The organism is Streptomyces sp. NPDC090077 (assembly GCF_044747545.1).
Classification (GTDB): Bacteria; Actinomycetota; Actinomycetes; order Streptomycetales; family Streptomycetaceae; genus Streptomyces.
Map to the genome: position 1 here is coordinate 132,050 of NZ_JBIVEG010000001.1, position 16,423 is coordinate 148,472.

At 73.6% G+C, this 16,423-nt stretch carries 20 protein-coding genes; 11 read left to right on the top strand and 9 right to left on the bottom strand.

Annotated elements, in window-relative coordinates; genetic code table 11:
- Positions 1–138 precede the first annotated feature (138 nt).
- Positions 139–714 (top strand): ImmA/IrrE family metallo-endopeptidase, encoded by a 576-nt coding sequence (locus ACIPW5_RS00545; RefSeq protein WP_401238291.1) that lies wholly within the window; start codon positions 139–141, stop codon positions 712–714.
- A complete protein-coding gene (locus tag ACIPW5_RS00550; protein WP_401238293.1) occupies positions 707–1,933 on the top strand; it encodes a DUF6545 domain-containing protein in 1,227 nt (408 codons plus the stop codon). Before ACIPW5_RS00545 ends, ACIPW5_RS00550 begins: the two co-directional genes overlap by 8 nt.
- A gap of 12 nt (positions 1,934–1,945) precedes the next feature.
- On the opposite strand, the gene ACIPW5_RS00555 is transcribed toward ACIPW5_RS00550, so the two are convergent.
- Together ACIPW5_RS00555 and ACIPW5_RS00560 are read right to left on the bottom strand one after the other, a co-directional pair.
- Positions 1,946–3,319 (bottom strand): FAD-dependent oxidoreductase, encoded by a 1,374-nt coding sequence (locus ACIPW5_RS00555; RefSeq protein WP_401238296.1) that lies wholly within the window; start codon positions 3,317–3,319, stop codon positions 1,946–1,948.
- 72 nt (positions 3,320–3,391) lie between these two features.
- Positions 3,392–3,721, bottom strand: coding sequence for a hypothetical protein (locus tag ACIPW5_RS00560; RefSeq protein WP_401238298.1), 330 nt, complete (start codon positions 3,719–3,721; stop codon positions 3,392–3,394).
- Positions 3,722–3,889: 168 nt separating this feature from the next.
- Here ACIPW5_RS00560 and ACIPW5_RS00565 point away from each other — a divergent pair, with 168 nt between their 5' ends.
- Positions 3,890–4,597 carry a 2-phosphosulfolactate phosphatase gene (locus ACIPW5_RS00565; protein ID WP_401238300.1) on the top strand — a complete coding sequence of 236 codons (708 nt, stop codon included), beginning with the start codon at positions 3,890–3,892 and terminating at the stop codon, positions 4,595–4,597.
- A gap of 180 nt (positions 4,598–4,777) precedes the next feature.
- Here the strand turns inward: ACIPW5_RS00565 and ACIPW5_RS00570 are convergent, their stop codons facing one another.
- Together ACIPW5_RS00570 and ACIPW5_RS00575 are read right to left on the bottom strand one after the other, a co-directional pair.
- Positions 4,778–5,326, bottom strand: coding sequence for a GNAT family N-acetyltransferase (locus ACIPW5_RS00570; RefSeq protein ID WP_401238303.1), 549 nt, complete (start codon positions 5,324–5,326; stop codon positions 4,778–4,780).
- A gap of 115 nt (positions 5,327–5,441) precedes the next feature.
- Complete coding sequence (locus tag ACIPW5_RS00575) at positions 5,442–6,257, bottom strand: helix-turn-helix transcriptional regulator (protein ID WP_401238305.1); 816 nt, start codon at positions 6,255–6,257, stop codon at positions 5,442–5,444.
- A gap of 138 nt (positions 6,258–6,395) precedes the next feature.
- On the opposite strand from ACIPW5_RS00575, the gene ACIPW5_RS00580 reads away from it, so the two are divergent.
- Positions 6,396–7,175: an NAD(P)H-dependent oxidoreductase gene (locus tag ACIPW5_RS00580; RefSeq protein ID WP_401238308.1), complete on the top strand. Its 780-nt coding sequence runs from the start codon at positions 6,396–6,398 to the stop codon at positions 7,173–7,175.
- A gap of 118 nt (positions 7,176–7,293) precedes the next feature.
- Here ACIPW5_RS00580 and ACIPW5_RS00585 read toward each other — a convergent pair whose 3' ends face one another.
- Positions 7,294–8,298 (bottom strand): LuxR C-terminal-related transcriptional regulator, encoded by a 1,005-nt coding sequence (locus ACIPW5_RS00585; protein WP_401238311.1) that lies wholly within the window; start codon positions 8,296–8,298, stop codon positions 7,294–7,296.
- Between the two features lie 168 nt (positions 8,299–8,466).
- Here ACIPW5_RS00585 and ACIPW5_RS00590 point away from each other — a divergent pair, with 168 nt between their 5' ends.
- Entirely contained in the window at positions 8,467–8,673 is a 207-nt protein-coding gene (locus tag ACIPW5_RS00590; RefSeq protein WP_401238313.1) for a hypothetical protein, read from the top strand.
- 117 nt (positions 8,674–8,790) lie between these two features.
- On the opposite strand, the gene ACIPW5_RS00595 is transcribed toward ACIPW5_RS00590, so the two are convergent.
- The gene (locus ACIPW5_RS00595; protein WP_401238316.1) at positions 8,791–9,270 is read right to left on the bottom strand and encodes a GNAT family N-acetyltransferase; all 480 of its coding nucleotides are present in this window, start codon (positions 9,268–9,270) and stop codon (positions 8,791–8,793) included.
- 63 nt (positions 9,271–9,333) lie between these two features.
- Between ACIPW5_RS00595 and ACIPW5_RS00600 the strand changes: the two genes are divergently transcribed.
- Entirely contained in the window at positions 9,334–10,428 is a 1,095-nt protein-coding gene (locus tag ACIPW5_RS00600; protein WP_401238319.1) for an aminoglycoside phosphotransferase family protein, read from the top strand.
- On the opposite strand, the gene ACIPW5_RS00605 is transcribed toward ACIPW5_RS00600, so the two are convergent.
- Together ACIPW5_RS00605 and ACIPW5_RS00610 are read right to left on the bottom strand one after the other, a co-directional pair.
- Complete coding sequence (locus ACIPW5_RS00605; protein WP_401238322.1) at positions 10,376–10,636, bottom strand: hypothetical protein; 261 nt, start codon at positions 10,634–10,636, stop codon at positions 10,376–10,378. The two genes, ACIPW5_RS00600 and ACIPW5_RS00605, sit on opposite strands and share 53 nt — an antisense overlap.
- Positions 10,637–10,818: 182 nt before the next feature.
- A complete protein-coding gene (locus ACIPW5_RS00610; protein WP_401238325.1) occupies positions 10,819–11,241 on the bottom strand; it encodes a hypothetical protein in 423 nt (140 codons plus the stop codon).
- Between ACIPW5_RS00610 and ACIPW5_RS00615 the strand changes: the two genes are divergently transcribed.
- Together ACIPW5_RS00615 and ACIPW5_RS00620 are read left to right on the top strand one after the other, a co-directional pair.
- Positions 11,204–11,725 carry an NUDIX hydrolase gene (locus ACIPW5_RS00615; RefSeq protein ID WP_401238328.1) on the top strand — a complete coding sequence of 174 codons (522 nt, stop codon included), beginning with the start codon at positions 11,204–11,206 and terminating at the stop codon, positions 11,723–11,725. The genes ACIPW5_RS00610 and ACIPW5_RS00615 overlap by 38 nt on opposite strands.
- A 91-nt stretch (positions 11,726–11,816) precedes the next feature.
- Complete coding sequence (locus ACIPW5_RS00620; protein WP_125817431.1) at positions 11,817–12,083, top strand: DUF6225 family protein; 267 nt, start codon at positions 11,817–11,819, stop codon at positions 12,081–12,083.
- 24 nt (positions 12,084–12,107) lie between these two features.
- Here ACIPW5_RS00620 and ACIPW5_RS00625 read toward each other — a convergent pair whose 3' ends face one another.
- Entirely contained in the window at positions 12,108–13,709 is a 1,602-nt protein-coding gene (locus ACIPW5_RS00625; protein WP_401238332.1) for a TROVE domain-containing protein, read from the bottom strand.
- Positions 13,710–14,061: 352 nt separating this feature from the next.
- Between ACIPW5_RS00625 and ACIPW5_RS00630 the strand changes: the two genes are divergently transcribed.
- From ACIPW5_RS00630 to ACIPW5_RS00640, 3 genes are all read left to right on the top strand, one after another.
- Positions 14,062–14,541 carry a DUF2975 domain-containing protein gene (locus tag ACIPW5_RS00630; protein WP_401238335.1) on the top strand — a complete coding sequence of 160 codons (480 nt, stop codon included), beginning with the start codon at positions 14,062–14,064 and terminating at the stop codon, positions 14,539–14,541.
- Entirely contained in the window at positions 14,541–14,780 is a 240-nt protein-coding gene (locus ACIPW5_RS00635; RefSeq protein WP_401238338.1) for a helix-turn-helix domain-containing protein, read from the top strand. The genes ACIPW5_RS00630 and ACIPW5_RS00635 overlap by 1 nt, the downstream gene beginning before the upstream one ends.
- A 75-nt stretch (positions 14,781–14,855) precedes the next feature.
- Positions 14,856–16,421, top strand: coding sequence for a protein kinase (locus tag ACIPW5_RS00640; protein ID WP_401238341.1), 1,566 nt, complete (start codon positions 14,856–14,858; stop codon positions 16,419–16,421).
- Positions 16,422–16,423 lie beyond the last annotated feature (2 nt).

Genomic DNA, 16,423 nt, shown 5'->3' on the forward strand with positions numbered 1-16,423 from the left:
GCGCCCGCTCCTTTACGCTGCCGTCAGGTCACCGTGGGGCGGTCCGAGGATGCGGGCCGCCCACGAGCGATGCGGCAGACCCGTGAACCGGACGAAGTACGCGTCCCGTCACGGGTCTTGTAGGAGGAGAGGCCGGCCGTGGCGGGAATCAGGAAGACCCTCGGGGTCGTCGCGGAGACGGTCCGGGAGATCCGCGCCCTGCGCAGGTTGCGCAACACCTTCTGCACGCGGCTGGGTCTGGGCGCGCATCCGACCATCGACAAGGTCGTCTCGGCCGTGTCCGGCCACCGCGGCATGCCGATCCGGATCCTCCAGCTGCCGTTGAAGTACCCCCTCACCGGAGGGCTCCTGCAGGGGCCCGGCGAACTGATCATCGTGGTCGACAAGGACTCGCCGACCATCCTGCAGAACTTCGTGGTCGCGCACGAACTGGCGCACGCCTTCCTCGGGCACGACCCGGAGACGGCGGGACACGACCTCCAGGACGAGCTGCTCGCCAGCCTGGCGCCCGCGCTCAACCCCAAGGTGGCCCGCATGATGCTCGCCCGTACGTACTTCGACGGGGCCGAACCCGGGCATCCGCACGGCCAGAGTCCGCCCGAGCGGGAGGCCGAGACCCTCGGCCGGCTCATCGTCAGCATGATCACCCATACCGGCGGCACCTCGGCGACATCGGCGAGCTCCGCCCTGCGCCACAGGGGGACCGGTGTCTGAAGACACTGCGAACGTCGTCTACCTCGTCGTCGCCGCGATCGCCACGTGCACCACGCTGGCCAAGATCGTCGCCTGGCAGCGGGAGCGCTCCCCCGCCCTGCGGCTGATCGCCGTGTGCTCCGCGGTCGGGGTGGGCGCGTTCGTCTTCGCCACGCCCGTGGTCTACCGCGGCATCGCCGGACTCACCGGCGCGCAGAACCTCGCCGAGCTGCTGGTCTTCTTCTGCATCCTCGGCTTCTTCGCCCACACCCACGCCATGTCACTGGTCTGGCGGCCCCTCGCGAAGCCCGTCCCCGAGCGGAACGTGCTGGCGTTCCCGCTCTGCGTCTACGCCCTCGTGTCCGTGGCCATGACCGCCGGGTTCCTCGCCGGCGGGCTCGACGACGCGCCCCACCCGCTGGACTTCAACATCGCCTACGCCCGGGACCCGGGAGCCCTGGTCATGCTCGCCGCGTTCCAGCTGGGCCTCGGGTACGCGTCCGTCTCCACCGCCCTGCGCTTCCGCCGCAACGCGCTGTCCGCCCAGGACGATCCGCGGCTGCGCCGGGCGTTGCAGCACATCGCCGTCGCCACCTGGTTCATCGCCGGATACGTGGCCTGCGTCGGACCGGCCACCCTGGCCGGCGCCTTCGGGTGGAGCGGTCTGGACCCCCTGCACAGCCTGGGGCCGGTCTCCGGCACCATCGGGGCGATCATCATCAACTGGGGGTTCTCGGGCGCCGCGATCGCCACGTGGCGCACGGACCGCCGGGACTACCTGGCACTGGCGCCCCTGTGGCAGCTGACGCGGCGCCCCGACCCGCGGATCGCGCTGACCGAGCCCAACCAGGTCACCCAGCTCGGACTCGTCTACGTACGGGACTGGCACCTGGTGACGCGCATGGCCGACATCCTCAGCGGGATCCGCAGCCTGTACCCGTACTTCAGCGAGGCCCCCGTCGAGCGGATCCGCCGGGCCGCACCGGGCGCCGGCTGGTCGCAGGACGAGGAGCACGCCGCCGCGGCGGCCGCGGTCCTCCTGCGCGCGGTGGCCCTCGCCGAGAGCGGGGCCGACACCGTGAGCGAGCGGGGCCGCCCGCTGCCGGGCTCGGGGCTGGAGCCGGCCGCGCAGCGCGCCCACCTGGTCCGCATGGCCCGCCACCTCGAACACCCCGAGGTCCTGACGGCGGCGGGGGTGGACGCGGACGGGCGGCTGGTGCCCGGCCCGGGGGCCGGGTGACGGGGCGCCGCCTCACCGTCCCCGGAGCGGCTGCCGCTGCCGTCGTACCAGCTGCGGCCCCTGCGCCCGCTGTGCCCGCATCGCCCTCGCCACGTGCCACCAGAACTCCGGGGTCCGCAGGTCCGCCGGGCGCCGCCGCATGTTGACGACGTCCAGGAAGCGGCCGTTCACCCACGCGTCCGTCGTGGAGGCCCGGCCCATCCAGTCCGCCATCTTCCGGGCCAGCCGGTATCCGCGCGGATAGGGGCCCGTCACGTGCGGCTGGGCCAGGTCGGAGAGGGTCGACACCTCCCACGCCGCGTCCACGACGACCCTGATGTGGCGGAAGTAGGCGTGGGCCGGCGCGTGCAGGTCCGCTCCCTTGCGCAGGTACGCGGCCAGGCAGGACGCGTGCAGGAAGGCGCTGGTCATCCCCTGCCCGTACACGGGGTTGAAGGAGGCCACGGCGTCGCCCGCCACGAACAGGCCGCCCGGCAGCCGGTCCACCGCCCACCAGTTGCGGCGCAGCGAGTGCGCCATGCCGTACGTCTCGACCTCGCCGATCATCGTGCACCGGTCGGCCACGACGCCGAACGGACCGGCTTCCATCTCCCGCATCCGCCGCAGGAACTCCGCGGGGTCCCGGGAGGGGCGGTTCTCGGCGTAGGCGACGATGACCGCCATCCACTGGCCGCCCTCCACCGCGGCCATGGCCCCCGTGTCGGGCTGCTCCGCGGCGGAGGCGCCGGCCGGGGGCAGTTGGTGGGCCACGCTGACTCCGGGCAGTTCCCCGCCCCTGCGGAAGCGGGCCGTGGCGTAGCCCAGGTCGATCCGCATGCGGTCGACCGGGGGCTGCGGCCACCCCTGCGCGGCCAGCCAGGACGTCAGCCTGCTCGACCGGCCGGTGGCGTCGACGACCGCGTCGGCGGGCACCACGGTCACCGCGTCCGGGTCCGGGTCCGCGGCGCGTACCCGGACGCCGGTGACCCGTCCGCCCCGGATGTCCAGGCCGCAGGCCCTGCCCGCGATCACGGAGGTCCCGTCGTCCAGGAGGGTCCGCCGGCGGATGTGGTCTTCGAGGAGGGTGCGGCTCACGCCGATCAGCTCGTTGCCGGGAACGCTGACCTTGCGCGTTCCGTTCTCGAAGAGCTGGATCTCACTGCCCGATCCGAGGACCGCGCCGTCCGCCACGAGGTCCTTCGACAGGCCGGGGAACCACCGTTCCGCCTGCGTCCGGCCCATGTCGAGCAGCGCGTGGAGCTGCCCGCCCTGCGGTACTCCGCCCCGCGGCCCCGTCGTGGCGAGCCCGTCGGGCTCGACGATGGTGACCTTCATGCCCTGGCCGCGCAGGGCGCGCGTCGCGGCGAGCCCCGCGATGCTTCCGCCCAGGACCACTACGTGTTGCACGTGCTCGTTCCCCCTCCTCCGCCGGCCGGCCTGCCCGCCCGGCGACCCGCGCGCAGAAGACTCCGGGTCAATCTAAGGGCGTTCCGGCGGGCCGCCAACGCGGGCTGGTGCGGCGCCCGTTGGCGCGTGCGGCGGGCCGGGCCTGCGGAGTTCGAGGAGGCCGAGGGCGATCTTGACCCCGGTGGCGACCGTCAGGGCCTGCAGGAAGGGCATGCCCGTGAGCCACAGGGCCAGCATCATCACCGTGAGGACCAGGAACGCGGGAAGCAGACCGGTCCGCGTGATCACGGCCTTCAGGTGCCCGGCCACGCCCGGGCTCCGGGTCCGGGTCCGGCTCAGGTCCACCGCACCGACGGGGAGCGGTTCGGCGAAACCTTCCTTCTCCTCTTCGGCTTGCGGCATCGGCCGTGCTCCTTCCCTCGTGCGCGTCTCCCGCCACGAGCCTCCGGTCTCCCGGGGCCGGCTGCCACTCCTGCCGCCCGCCCGGCCGCCATCCGACGGAGAAGTTCACCGATGTGACGCACGACACTGCCCGGTCGTTTCGGGGCGGACGTACGCGATCATGACCGGATGGACGCCCGATTCCTTGGCATTCCGGAGCTGACCGACGCGCCGTCCGCGGCCGTCGTGGTCGACGTCATGCGCGCCTTCACGGTGGCTGCCTGGGCCTTCGCCCGGGGAGCGGAGAAGATCGTTCTCGCCGAGTCGCTGGACCAGGTCCTGGACCTCAAGTCCCGCCACCCGGACTGGGTGGCGCTCAAGGACGGTCCGCCCGCGGCCGGGTTCGACGCCGTCAACTCGCCGGGCCTGCTGCGCTCCGCGGACCTGGGCGGACGGACCGTCGTACAGAAGACCACGGCGGGGACGGTCGGCGCCCTCGCGGTCAAGGACGCGTCGCTGGTGCTGTGCGCCGGCTTCGTGGTGGCCGAGGCGACGGCACGGCTGCTGCGTGAGCGCGGGTGCGGGAGCGTCACGTTCGTGGTCACCGGCGAGGACGGGCGGGCCGAGGAGGACCTCGCCTGCGCCCAGTACATCGCCCGGCGGGCGGCCGGGGCCGGGACCGATGCGGCCGGCTTCCTGCGCCGCGCCGCCGGGTCCCGTGCCGCCGCCGAGCTGACGGAGGGCGTACGCCAGGGCTCCCACCCCGACGACGTCGCGCTCTGCCTGGAACTCGACCGGTTCCCCTTCGCCATGGTGGCGGAGCCGGAGGGTGCGCACATGGTCCTGCGCCCCTTCCCCGCGCTGCCGGTCAGCGGCCCAGGGTGTTCATCAGGATGATGGCGAGGAGGTCCAGGAGGTTGACGGTGACCACGACGCCGATCATGATCCAGGCCCTGCGCGATTCGTCCACGTCCCTCGCCTCGCTCCGTGCTCTGCCCCCCGGTCATGGTGACGCGCTTCCGCGCCGGGCACACCTCGGGCGCCCGGCGCCGGTCACGAGCTCACGGGCTCACGAGCTCACGAGGGGCGCTTGAGACCCCACGTCTGCAGCACGAACGGCCGGCCCTTCTCCTCACCCGTGATCAGCGGCACGTCGAGCAGCGCGAAGCCGGCCTTCTGGGCCACGGCGACACTGGCGGCGTTCTCGGCCTCCAGTTCCAGGATCACTTCCTCGGCGCCCATCTGCTCGAACGCGTACGCGGCCATCACCCTCACCGCACGCGCCGCCAGTCCCTGCCCGCGGTGCGCGGGGCCGACCGCGTAGCCGATCTCCGTGCCTTCGGGAGCGCGCCGCAGCATGACCTCGCCGAGCGGCGCGCCGCCGTCGACGGTGATGGCGAGCAGGATGGTCTTGCCCTCCTGCCGCAGCTGCCGGTCCCGGGCCAGCCGTGCGTGGGCGGCCGCCTCGTCGAAGGGCGACACGATCGGCGTCCAGTACGCGATGTCGGGGTGGTCGAACAGCTCGGGCATCGCGGTCAGGTCCCCCTCCGTCCAGTCACGCAGCACGAGCCCCTCCCCCACCAGCTCGATCCGCTCGGGCAAGGACGACGACGTGGCACTGCTCATGGTGTGGGACCTCCCGGGGCCGGTTCAGGACGAGGCAAGATAACCGGGTCGGATCCCTGCCGCACCCCCATTTTCCCTGACGAGGGGCACCACGGCCCCGCGGCCCGTCCTGGCGTCAGGGGTGGGTGGGCGGGTCCAGGGAGGCGAGGAGGCGGAGGCCGTCTTCGGTGGGGGTGCCCGGGGCGGCGGAGAGGACCAGGAGTTCCATGCCGGGTTCGCCCGGCAGCTCGAAGTTCTCCTGGTGCAGTTCCAGCAGACCGACCAGCGGGTGCCGGTAGACCTTGCGCCCGTGGGTGCGGGCGCGTACGTCCGCTCGGGCCCAGAGGCGGCGGAAGCGCTCGCTGCCCATGGCGAGTTCGCCGATGAGGGAGGCCAGGCGGGGGTCGTCGGGGTGCCGGCCGGCGGCCAGGCGCAGGTGCCCGACCACGTCGAGGGTGCACTGCTCCCCGTCCGCGTAGAGGCCGTTCTCGGCCTCCTCCAGGAAGAGGTGCCGGGCGATGTTCAGGCCCGGCATCGGCCGGCCGAAGAGGAGTCCGGCGAGGCGGTTGCCGGCGAGCGCGTCCAGGCGGTGGTCCACGAGGAGGGCGGGTGCGTCGGCCACCAGGCCGAGGACGCGCAGCAGTTCGGGCCGGACCCGTCCGCCCGGGGCCTTGGTGCGGCGCCGGCGCTGCCGGGCCAGCCGGTGGAGGTGCTCGTGCTCGGTCTCGTCGAGGCCCAGGACGCGGGCGAGCGCGTCGAGGACCTGTTCGGAGGGCTGGGTCGCGCGGCCCTGCTCCAGGCGCACGTAGTAGTCGACGCTGACCCCCGAGAGGTGCGCCACCTCCTCGCGGCGCAGCCCTTCCACCCGGCGGCGGCCGTCGGTGGGTATGCCGACGGCGGCCGGGGCGACCCGGGAGCGCCGGGTCCGCAGGAATCCCGCGAGATCGTCCATACGCTCCAGTATGGCCCCGGCCGCGCGCGCGAGGGTGGTACTGGCGTTCCCAGGAAGGCCGTTCCGACGGAAGGGCCGTCCCTGAACGCGGAGCCCCGTACCGCCCAGGATGGGGGCATCCGATCCGAAGGAGTTCCCGTGAAGACGCTGATCGTCCACGCCCACCCGGAGCCGAAGTCGCTCAACGGCTCTTTGACGGACCTCGCGGTGTCCACGTTGGAGGGCGCCGGGCACGAGGTGCGGGTGAGCGATCTGTACGCGATGGGCTGGAAGGCGGCCGTGGACGCCTCCGACTACGGCCCCGAGGCCTCCGGTCCGTTGAAGGTGGCCCGTGACTCGGGCCGGGCCTTCGAGGCCGGGACGCTCACCCCCGACGTCCGCGCCGAGCAGGAGAAGCTCCTGTGGGCGGACACGGTCGTCTTCCAGTTCCCGCTGTGGTGGTACTCGATGCCCGCCATCCTCAAGGGCTGGGTGGACCGGGTGTTCACCTACCGCTTCGCGTACGGGGTCGGCGAGCACAGCGACACCAAGTACGGCGAGCGGTTCGGCGAGGGCACCCTGGCGGGCCGCAGGGCGCTGCTGTCGGTGACCGTCGGCGGCCCGGAGTCGCACTACGCGGCCCGGGGCATCAACGGGCCGATCGAGGACCTGCTGTTCCCGATCCACCACGGCGTCCTCTACTACCCGGGCCTGGAGGTCCTTCCGCCGTTCGTGCTGTACGGCGCCGACCGGATGGGCGAGGAGGAGTACGCGGAGGCCGCCCGGGCCTGGGAACGGCGGCTGCTGACCCTGGAGTCGACCGAGCCGATCGCGTTCCGGCGGCAGAACTTCGGCGACTACGAGATCCCCTCGCTGCACCTGAAGGAGGGTCTGGAGCCCGTCGGCCGCTCGGGGTTCGGGCTGCACGTGCGCGGCTGACGGGGGTCCGGGCCCGCGCGTCCTCCCGTACCCGGTCCCGAGCGATTGGCTTGAACTGGTCGTCAGCGGGTTCGGGAGGCCCCTGCCGCCCCGGGAGCGGCGGCCCCCGCCGCACCCTTCAGGGCAGCAGCCGTTCCGGGGACGTCGCCCACCAGAAGGTCAGCTGGGGCACCGTCTCCAGGCCCAGCGCCTCGCGCAGTTTGGACACCTGGGCCGTCACGGTGCGCTCGCTGAGCCCGAGGTTCTCCCCGATCTGCCGGTGGCTCTTGCCGGCCACGATCCCGCGGACGATCGTCCGCTGGATCTTCGAGGTCGTGGCGTCCTCGTCGCCCTTCACCGCGCCCGCCTCGGGATCGCCCGGCAGCCAGGGGTCGGCCCGCTCCCACTGCTGCCAGAAGTGCGCGGCCAGCACGGCGCACACGCCCCGGTCGCGGGTGTACCAGGCGGACGCCTGCTGGATGGTGCCGTCGTCGCCGAAGACCTCGAAGAAGGCGTGCTTGCGGTCCACGACGATTAACCGCAGGAAGTCCTCCCCGAGGGTGCGGACCTGGGCGCCGGCCCGCGTCATGGTGGCGACCCAGTCCCGCTGTGCCGGGTTGGTCCGTCCGTTGTTGCGGTAGATCGTCCGTACGGTCACGCCGCGCCGGGCCGCCTGGAGGTCCCGCGGCAGGGCGCCCTTGAGGACCTGCGGTTTGCGGTGGCCGGGCTGGGCGGTGAGGATCTCGGACTCGGCGGACTGGATGGTCCGTATCGTCTCCGCGTTGACCTCCGGGACGGTGCGCAGGAGGAGCGTCCCGACCGGGCTGGGGCTGTAGTGGTGGCGCTGCTGCTCGGCCTCCAGCTCGCGTACGTGGGCGGGGACGGCGGCCAGGGCGGCGGTGACGTCGGTGAGCGCCTTGAGGACGGCGTCGTTGAGCTGCGTCTCCAGGTAGCGGGAGGGGGCGGGGACGTAGGTTCCGGGTTCATGGGTATTGGGGAAGAGGATGTCCCGCGCCAGGAGCGAGGCGAGTCCGGGTTCGCCGTCGGGGAGCTCCTCGCCGCGCAGGGCCCTGCGGTAGGCGCTCAGTTCCACCGCGGTCAACGGGGAGGTGTCGGGGGCGGCGGCCATGGCCCGTTCCTTCATCAGATCTGTCTTCCTCTTCCTGAACTGCGGGTGGACGCAGTATCGCGAAGGTTGATCGCACCCCTCCCCCGGTAGAGGCTTGATCCCGTGCCACAGGGCCCGTGGTGCGGAGAAGGCCCTTCTGCCCGCATCGTCCGCGGGAGTCGGGCCGGTCGAGGGAGGAACGCCTTGATATCGATCAACATCCGGTCAACCATCACCGCCGTGCTGCTCGCGATCCTCGCGGTCACCGGACTCAGTGGTGTCGCGGCGGCCAGTGCGCCGTCCGGCACCAATTGGGGATTCGCAGCCATGGGAGAGGTGGAGCAGCAGGCCGACGCCCCCGTCGTGTCCGGCCGTTCACTGATCCAGCCGCCGGACTCCGACTGGGGATGATCCTCCCGCGCTGCGGCGCACAGCACCCGGTACGGCGGTAGCCGCCGCCCCGCCGGGTGCAACGCCGTGTCCGGGAGCGGTCCGCCGCGAGGAATCGTGCATCCTCGTGGCGGACCGTCAAGGAGCCGTCGTGGCCCGTGGCGCCCGGGCGGGGACGGTGAACCACAACTCCGGGCGCTCCCAGCCGGCTTCCGGGGGCATCGGGGGGACCGTGCCCACCCGCTGGGCGCCCAGCCGCCGGTAGAAACGTTCCGCGGGCGGATGGGACACGACGCGTACGCCGGCCAGTCCGGCGTCCGCCGCCTGGTCCAGCATGTGCCCGATCAGGAGCCGTCCCACCCCCAGTCCCTGCGCCTCGTCCGAGACGAAGGCCAGGTCCAGCTCGGGCGGTTCGACGACGAGCGAGTAGAAGCCCACCGGCAGGTCGGACGCGTCGACGGCGGCGAAGACCCGGTGCCGGGCCACGTACGCGGGGGTGACCTCGTAGCCGGAGACCATCGAGGCGTACTGCCCCCGGTAGGCGGCGGACTGCTGGACGAGTGAGGTGAGGCGCTCCGCGTCCTGCGCGACGGCACGCCTGATCGTGATGGATTGCATGGCACGAAGTATAGGAGTCAAGGGCCATTTGGCCTCTTACATTCTCGGCGGAAGGACGGGCTCATGTGGCCGCGAGTGCCGTGGTCGGGAGCGCTGCGGGACGAGTGGGGAAGGCCCGGACGCGCGCGCAGACTGGGCAGCAGCCCCCGGTCCCGGGTGTGGCGGGTGGCACTGCCGGACCGGACGGTGGTGGTGAAGCAGGTCGTCGACGGTGTCGGCGCCGACGAGCGCTACGCCCGCGAGGTGGCCGCCCTGCGGCTCGCCGCCCGGGCGGATCCCCCGGTGGTGCCGGCGCTGCTGGGCGCCGATCCCGTCGCACGGGTGCTGGTACTGGAGCACGTGGAGCACCGGCCCCCGGCCGGGGACTGGATCGTCGGCTACGCGGGCGCGTTGGCACGGCTGCACGCGACCGCGCGCCCGGACGACGCCGGGGCGCTCCCACGGTGGCGGGGTCCGGGGCGGGCGGACGCGGACGCCTTCCTGGGGCTGGCCGACGCCCTGGGGGTGCCCGTCGCGTCCGGCGTGGTGGGTGAGCTCCACGGCCTCGTGGAGCGGCTCGGCCGGGCGGAGGGGTACGCCCTGCTCCACGGGGACCCCTGTCCGGGCAACGACCTCCACACCGCCTCGGGGGTCAGGTTCATCGACTTCGAGCAGGCGTCGCTGGGCAACGGCCTGACGGAGCTCGCCTATCTGCGGATCGGCTTCCCGACCTGCTGGTGCGTCACTTCGGCCGCGGAGCCGCTGCTGCGGCGGGCCGAGAGCGCGTACGGCGACGCGTGGCGTGCCGCGACCGGCTCCGAGGCCCCCGGTGACCTCACGGACGCGTGCGCCGGCTGGCTGCTCCGGGGGGACGGGCTCGTCGAGCGGGCCCGCCGCGAAGGCGCCGACCACCTGGCCAGGGTCCCGCGCCGGGACTGGACGTGGGGCACCGCGACGGCCCGGGAGCGGCTGGTCCACCGGCTCGGCGTGGTCGCGGGGATGACGGCCGGCGACGGCCCGCTCGGCGGTCTGGGCGGTCTCAGCGCGGCCATGCGCCGCAGCATGCTCGTGCGCTGGCCCGGGCTCCGGCCGGTGCCGGCGGAGCGGCCGGAGCGGAGCCGGGCCGCTATCCGAGCCAGACGAGGTCCAGGACGGACAGGCGGCGGAGCGGCCGGTTGATCCAGTAGACGAGGGACAGCGCGCCGGCGGACGCGATGCGCACGTCCCGGCCGTCGGGGTCGCCGGGGTCCCACTGCCGGAATCCCCACGGCCCGGCGGCCGCGGCGTCCAGGAGGTCCCAGGCCGTCCGCTCGGCGTGCCGGGGCAGGGTGGTGAGCACTTCGGCGGCGCGCGGGGACAGTCGGATCGCGTACGGCTGGCTCGTCATCTGCTGCTGCTCCGTGTCCTCTTCGGGCCGCCCTCCTCGCCGCAGGCCGGGCCCGGCCTGCGCGGACCACCGCCAACCTACCGGGCCGGGGCGCGGATGCCCCACGGCACCGTCCCTCCCCGTGCACCGGTCCTCCCGCGGAGTCGGGGGAGGACCGGTGGACCGAGATCCCTGAACTGGGCTTACGCCGCCCGGGAGTTCCACCTCGCGCACCCGTGGATGCTGCGCGCGGCCACCGCCGCGGCACCGCAGGGCACGAACGAACCGGTCTGGTTCGAGGCACTGTTGTGACCCCCGTCCCGGTCGGCCTCGTCGCCGTCGACCTGGTCGCCACCGCCCTGCTCGTCTCCGGTACGGTCCGCGAACCGGCCCGGATCGCCGCCGAGATCGTCCCTTCCGGCTCCGCGTACGGGCAGCTCCTCGCCCAGGCCGTCCAGCCCGCCCGGTGCCCGACGCTCGCGTCCCTGATACCGTCGGGCGCCGTGGAGGAGGACGGCGACGTCAGGCCCGCCCTCCCATTCGACCTCCACCGCGTCGTCGACGGCCTGGAGGCGGGGGGAGTGACCGATGGCGGACGGCGGTCCGGCCGCGTTCCACCGGATCAAGATCCGTGTCGCAGGCCTGGTCCTCGACGGGCGGGACGTGGCGCTGATCCGGCGCACGAACGACCTGGGGAAGACCCACTACTCCCTGCCGGGCGGCAACGTCGAGCCCGCCGAGCCGCTGGTCGACGCGCTGCGGCGAGAACTCCGGGAGGAGCTCGGCCTGGTGCCGCAGGACTGCGCGGAGGCTCCGCACTTCCTGTGGCTGCTGGACGCGATGGTGAGCCGGCCCGGCTCGACACCCCCGCGCAAGCTCCACCTCGTCTACCGGGTCCGCCTGAAGCCGGGAGTCCGTCCGACGTTGCGGCTGTTCGAGGACGACGACGCCGTCGGGCGGGGCGAGGTCGTCTGGCTGCCGGTCGAGCAGACCCGGGACCTCAGGCTCTTCCCGCCCGTGCCCGTCGCCGATCTCGGGACTGCCGAAGGCACCGGCACCGGGTCCGCCCTGCTTCCACCCCTCGACGACACCACCTACGAGTGGGTCTGAGCCGGGGCCGGTACGCAGGACGCGGAACCGGGGGTGCGGTGTCCGGCGTGGCACGTTCCGCCACGGGAGGGGCCGTCACTACCCTCGCCGCATGGCAGACACGTTCGATCACGCTCCCGCGGTCTGGACCGCGAGGCAGCTGCGCTCCGCACTGGCCGATGTGCCGGACGACGCCCCCATCAGCATCGGCGTAGCCGGCACCCCCGGCGACTTCGACGAGTACGACGAGTTCGTGCTCGTGGGGGCCGAGCCCGTGGAGGTCGACCCCGGTGACGGCGAGGATCCCGGCACGCCCCAGGTGGAGTTCACCCTCTTCGCCGACGCCAAGGCGGGGCTGTACTACCTGGACATGGAGTGACGTAGGCACAGGGCCCGGCCGTGGTCAGGCCGGGACGGTGTCCCACGGCCAGGCGGACCCGCGGCCGGCCTCGATGAGGCCGGCCGTCCGGAAGGCGGCGTCCGTGAGGCCGCCGAAGGTGTGGCGGTGGGGCCCCGTAGGGCCGTGGGCCGGGCGGTAGCCCGCGAGGTTCCACGTGTAGACCGGCACGTCGGCCGGGACCGGGTCTCCCGGCCCTCCGGGGCGTTCGGGGGCCGCCTGTTCGTCGGTGACGATCAGGACCCGGTCGTGTTCCCGGTAGTGGGTCCGCACCGCCTTCGTGGTGTGGGTGCCGCCCAGGCTGTTGAACCGTTTCAGGACGTCGAGCACCGGCTCGTCCGGGGCGAACGGCACCTCCCGGCTGCTCCACCCGAACTCCACCAGGTCGGCCCGTTCGGCCCGCAGCGCGAGCGCGGTGCCGAACACGGCCGCGGCGTCGGCCCGGGTCAGCCGGGAGCGCTCCGAGACGGTGTCCCAGAACATGGAGTCGGAACGGTCCACGAGGACCAGGGTCCGGCCGGGCAGGGACGGTACGTTCGCCAGGGAGTGGCCCAGTGCCCGTTCCAGCGCCTCCGCCCAGCGCGGCGAGGGCGCGTGCCGGTGGGCGGCCAGGTAGCGGAAGGGGAACTGGCGGGACCGGGCGACCTCGGCCGGGTCCGCGAGGCGCGCGGCCACCGCGGCCGCGACGTCGTCGCCCACGCCCGCCTCGTCGAAGTTGCGCAGGTTCCGCAGCAGGGCCATCGGGGCCATCGCCGGGATCACGGCCTCCCAGACGGCGGCGTCCAGCGGTCCGTGCAGCCAGCCCGCCAGGGCCTCCCACGTCATGCCCGCCGCGGTCAGCCGCTCGGAGCCGCCGGGCCCGGTCACCACCGCGCGCCGCTCGTCCGGGGCCGTGGCCATCAGGGCCCGGTGCGCGGTCAGCACCGGGTCGGAGGCCGGCGGAACCGCCTGCTCCGGGTGGTGGCGGCGGTCCAGGGCGTACCGGAAGAGAGCGGCCTGCCAGGGTTTCGCCGGGTCGGGCGAGGCGTGGACCAGGTTGAGTACGTCGCCGAAGCGGAAGCCCTTCGAGGCCGTGTCGTACTTGAGCATGGAGCGGGAGGTGTACAGCCGGCGCACGGCGTCGGCGACGCCGCGCTTCACGGGCTGCGGCAGGTTCCGCCCGTAGGCCGAGGTCCAGTGGGCGAGCAGCTCGCCGGGCTCGTCGGCGCGCTGGAGCACCGAGTCGATCACGGAGCGGTTGGACGGGCCCTCCGCGGTCCCGGCCGCCAGCCGGGCCCTCACGTAGGCGGCGGCACCCACCAGGGACGCCGTGCGCATGTTGCCCTCGCCGCGCAGCCACCGCAGCAGGCCGGCGGTCCATTCGGGGTCCTGGACGGCGAGTTCACCGACGAGGCGGACGTACCGGTCGTCCCGGTCGGCGCCGCTCTCGTAGAAGGTCCACTGGGAGACGAAGTTGCCGACGGCGAGGAGGAACAGCTCCTCCCGGGGTTCCCGGACGTAGGCAGGGCCCCCCTCGTAGGTGCGGTGGTCCGCCCCGGCGGGCCGGTGGTGGACCGGGTACGCGGTCTGCGTGCGGGCGGCCGCCGCGATGTGCGGGGCCACGAGCATCTCGGACCAGGTCTTGGAGACGCGCGGAGTGTGGCGAGGCAGCGAATCCCCCCGGATTCGAAGGACTGGAAGGACGGACGGAGGCGCCCGGAGGGCGACGGGCCCCGGCCGATGCCTTCGGCGGGGGTGGAGGGCGACCGCGCCCGCAGAGATCAGAGGTGGCGGCGGCGTCACTTGGGTGTCAGAAGAAGTAGCCGCAGCCGGGCGCATCGCGGGCGTGGTCGCTGGCGCCAACCTACAAGGGCCGCCGGACCGCGCACCATCGAATTAGCGCGGGGCCGCCCCACCTTGCCCGACCTATTGAAATTCGATAGATTCACATCGCGATTCGATAGAAGGAGAAGGAGGGGCCATGGGGAAGCTGACGGTGCACGCCCTGCGCGCGGTGCTCGTGGTGATGCTCACCGGCACCGTGTTCGTGCAGGCGTTGATGGTGTGGGCGTTCATCGCGGATCCGGAGGAGGGGGAGCTCCCGCTGACCCCGCTCCGGGTGATCGTGATCCTGGGAGCCGTGACGGTGCAGACCGTGCTCGTCTGCGTCTGGCGGCTGGTGGCGATGGTCCGGCGCGGCACCGTGTTCTCCCACGCCGCGTTCCGGTACGTGGACACCGTGATCGGCGCCTTCGTGGCGGCCGACCTGCTGGTGTTCTCCGCCTTCCTGGTGGCGCGCGCCCAGATGGAGCCGCCCGGGGTCCTGTTCCTCGGCGGGGTCGGCATCGGGCTGATCGGGGTCGCGCTCATCGTGCTGGTGCTGCGGATGCTGCTCGCCCAGGCCGTGGCGCGCGACGTCCAGGCAGCGCACATGCAGGCGGAGCTGGACGAGGTGATCTGATGCCGATCGTCGTCGACATCGACGTGATGCTCGCCCGGCGGAAGATGTCCGTGGGCGAACTCGCGGACCGCGTCGGGATCACCCCCGCCAACCTCGCCGTGCTCAAGAACGGCCGCGCCAAGGCGGTGCGCTTCTCGACCCTCGCCGCGCTCTGCGAGGTGCTCGCATGCCAGCCGGGCGACCTGCTGCGCTGGGAAGCCGAGGACGCGGCGGACGAGCCTGCTGCATCCTTGGCCTGAGCCGGATCGAGGGGGCGGGCAGAAGGGGGCCCGCGGGACACCCGGGTCCGACGTTCCAGGGGGAACCAGGTGGGTTTGAGCGGGCTTCGGGCGCAGGACCCGAAGCGGATCGGGGAGCTGGCGCTCGTCGGCCGGCTGGGGGCGGGCGGCATGGGTGTCGTCTACCTCGCGCAGGGGCCGGACGGCCGGCTCGTCGCCGTCAAGCGGCTGCGCGAGGAACTCGCCTCGGACGACGGGTTCCGGACGCGGTTCCGGCGCGAGGCCGCAACGCTGCTGCGCGTCCGCGGGACGTGCACGGCAAGGGTCCTCGCGGTGGAGGCCGAGGCGAGCACCCCGTACGTGGTCATGGAGTACGTACAGGGCCCGACCCTGTCGGAGTTCGTCGGCGAACACGGGCCGCTGCGCGGCGACATGGCGCAGTCGTTCGCCGTCGGGCTCGCCGAGGCACTGGCGGCCGTCCACCGGGCGGGCATCGTGCACCGCGATCTCAAGCCCGGGAACGTCCTGCTGTCGGAGCAGGGCCCGAAGGTCATCGACTTCGGCATCGCGCAGGCCGCCGACGCCACGGCGCTGACCCGCACCGGTGTCGCGGTCGGCACCGTCGGCTACATGGCGCCGGAGCAGGTCCGCGGACAGGCCGGCCCTCCGGCCGACGTGTTCGCGTGGGCCCTGACCGTCGCCTACGCCACCACCGGACGGCCCCCCTTCGGTACCGGACCGGCCGAGGCCGTGCTGTACCGGGTGGTGAACGAGGAACCCGATCTGGACGGCGTCCCCGACCGCCTCCGGCCGCTGCTGACGTCCGCGCTGGCCGGATCCCCCGAGCGGCGCCCGACTCCGGCGCACCTGCTCGCGGAGCTGACCGGCGGCGCGGCTTCCGCGACCGCGGTCGGCACCGCGGTCGACCCCGCCGGAGCCGCGGCCGTGGACACGGTGCTCGCCACCGCGTGGCGGATGCCGCAGGCGGCGGTACCGCCGCCCGCAGGTCCGCGGCGGCCCGCCGCACGGACCGCTGCCGTGGCCGGGGCGGCGTTCCTCGTCCTCCTGATCGCCGGGATCGTATGGACGGTGCTGCCCCCGGGCGGCCGCACCACGGCCTCGGGCCCGACTCCCCCGGCGAGCCCGGCAACGGGCCCGGCCCCGTCCGCCCGGCCGAGCACCACCGCGGGGACGCGACCCGCCTCCTCCGCCGCCCCCGGGCCGACGACGGCCCGGCCGTCCCCGCCGGCAGCGGTACAGGTACCGGCGCCTTCGGCGGTGACGGGCGCGATCGCCAACACCCACAGCGGGCTCTGCGTCGACACCAACGGCCCGCAGCGGCCCGGCCTGGACGTGGTGCTCCGCGCCTGCGGGAGCTTCAGCGGCCAGATCTGGCGCTACGACGACTCGGGCACCCGACTCGCGAACCCTCCCAGCGGCCTGTGCCTCGACACGGCCGGGGACCCCGCCGTCGGGGTCAGGGCCGTGGTCAACCCCTGCGGGAACCGCACCGGGCAGCAGTGGCGCTACGACACCGCCACCGCGCGGTTCGCCAACCCGGCCAGCGGGCTGTGCCTGGACACGAACGGAGCCCCGGCCGTCGACGTCGCGCTGGTGCTCAACCCCTGCGGGCACTACACGGGTCAGTACTGGCGGGTGTGACC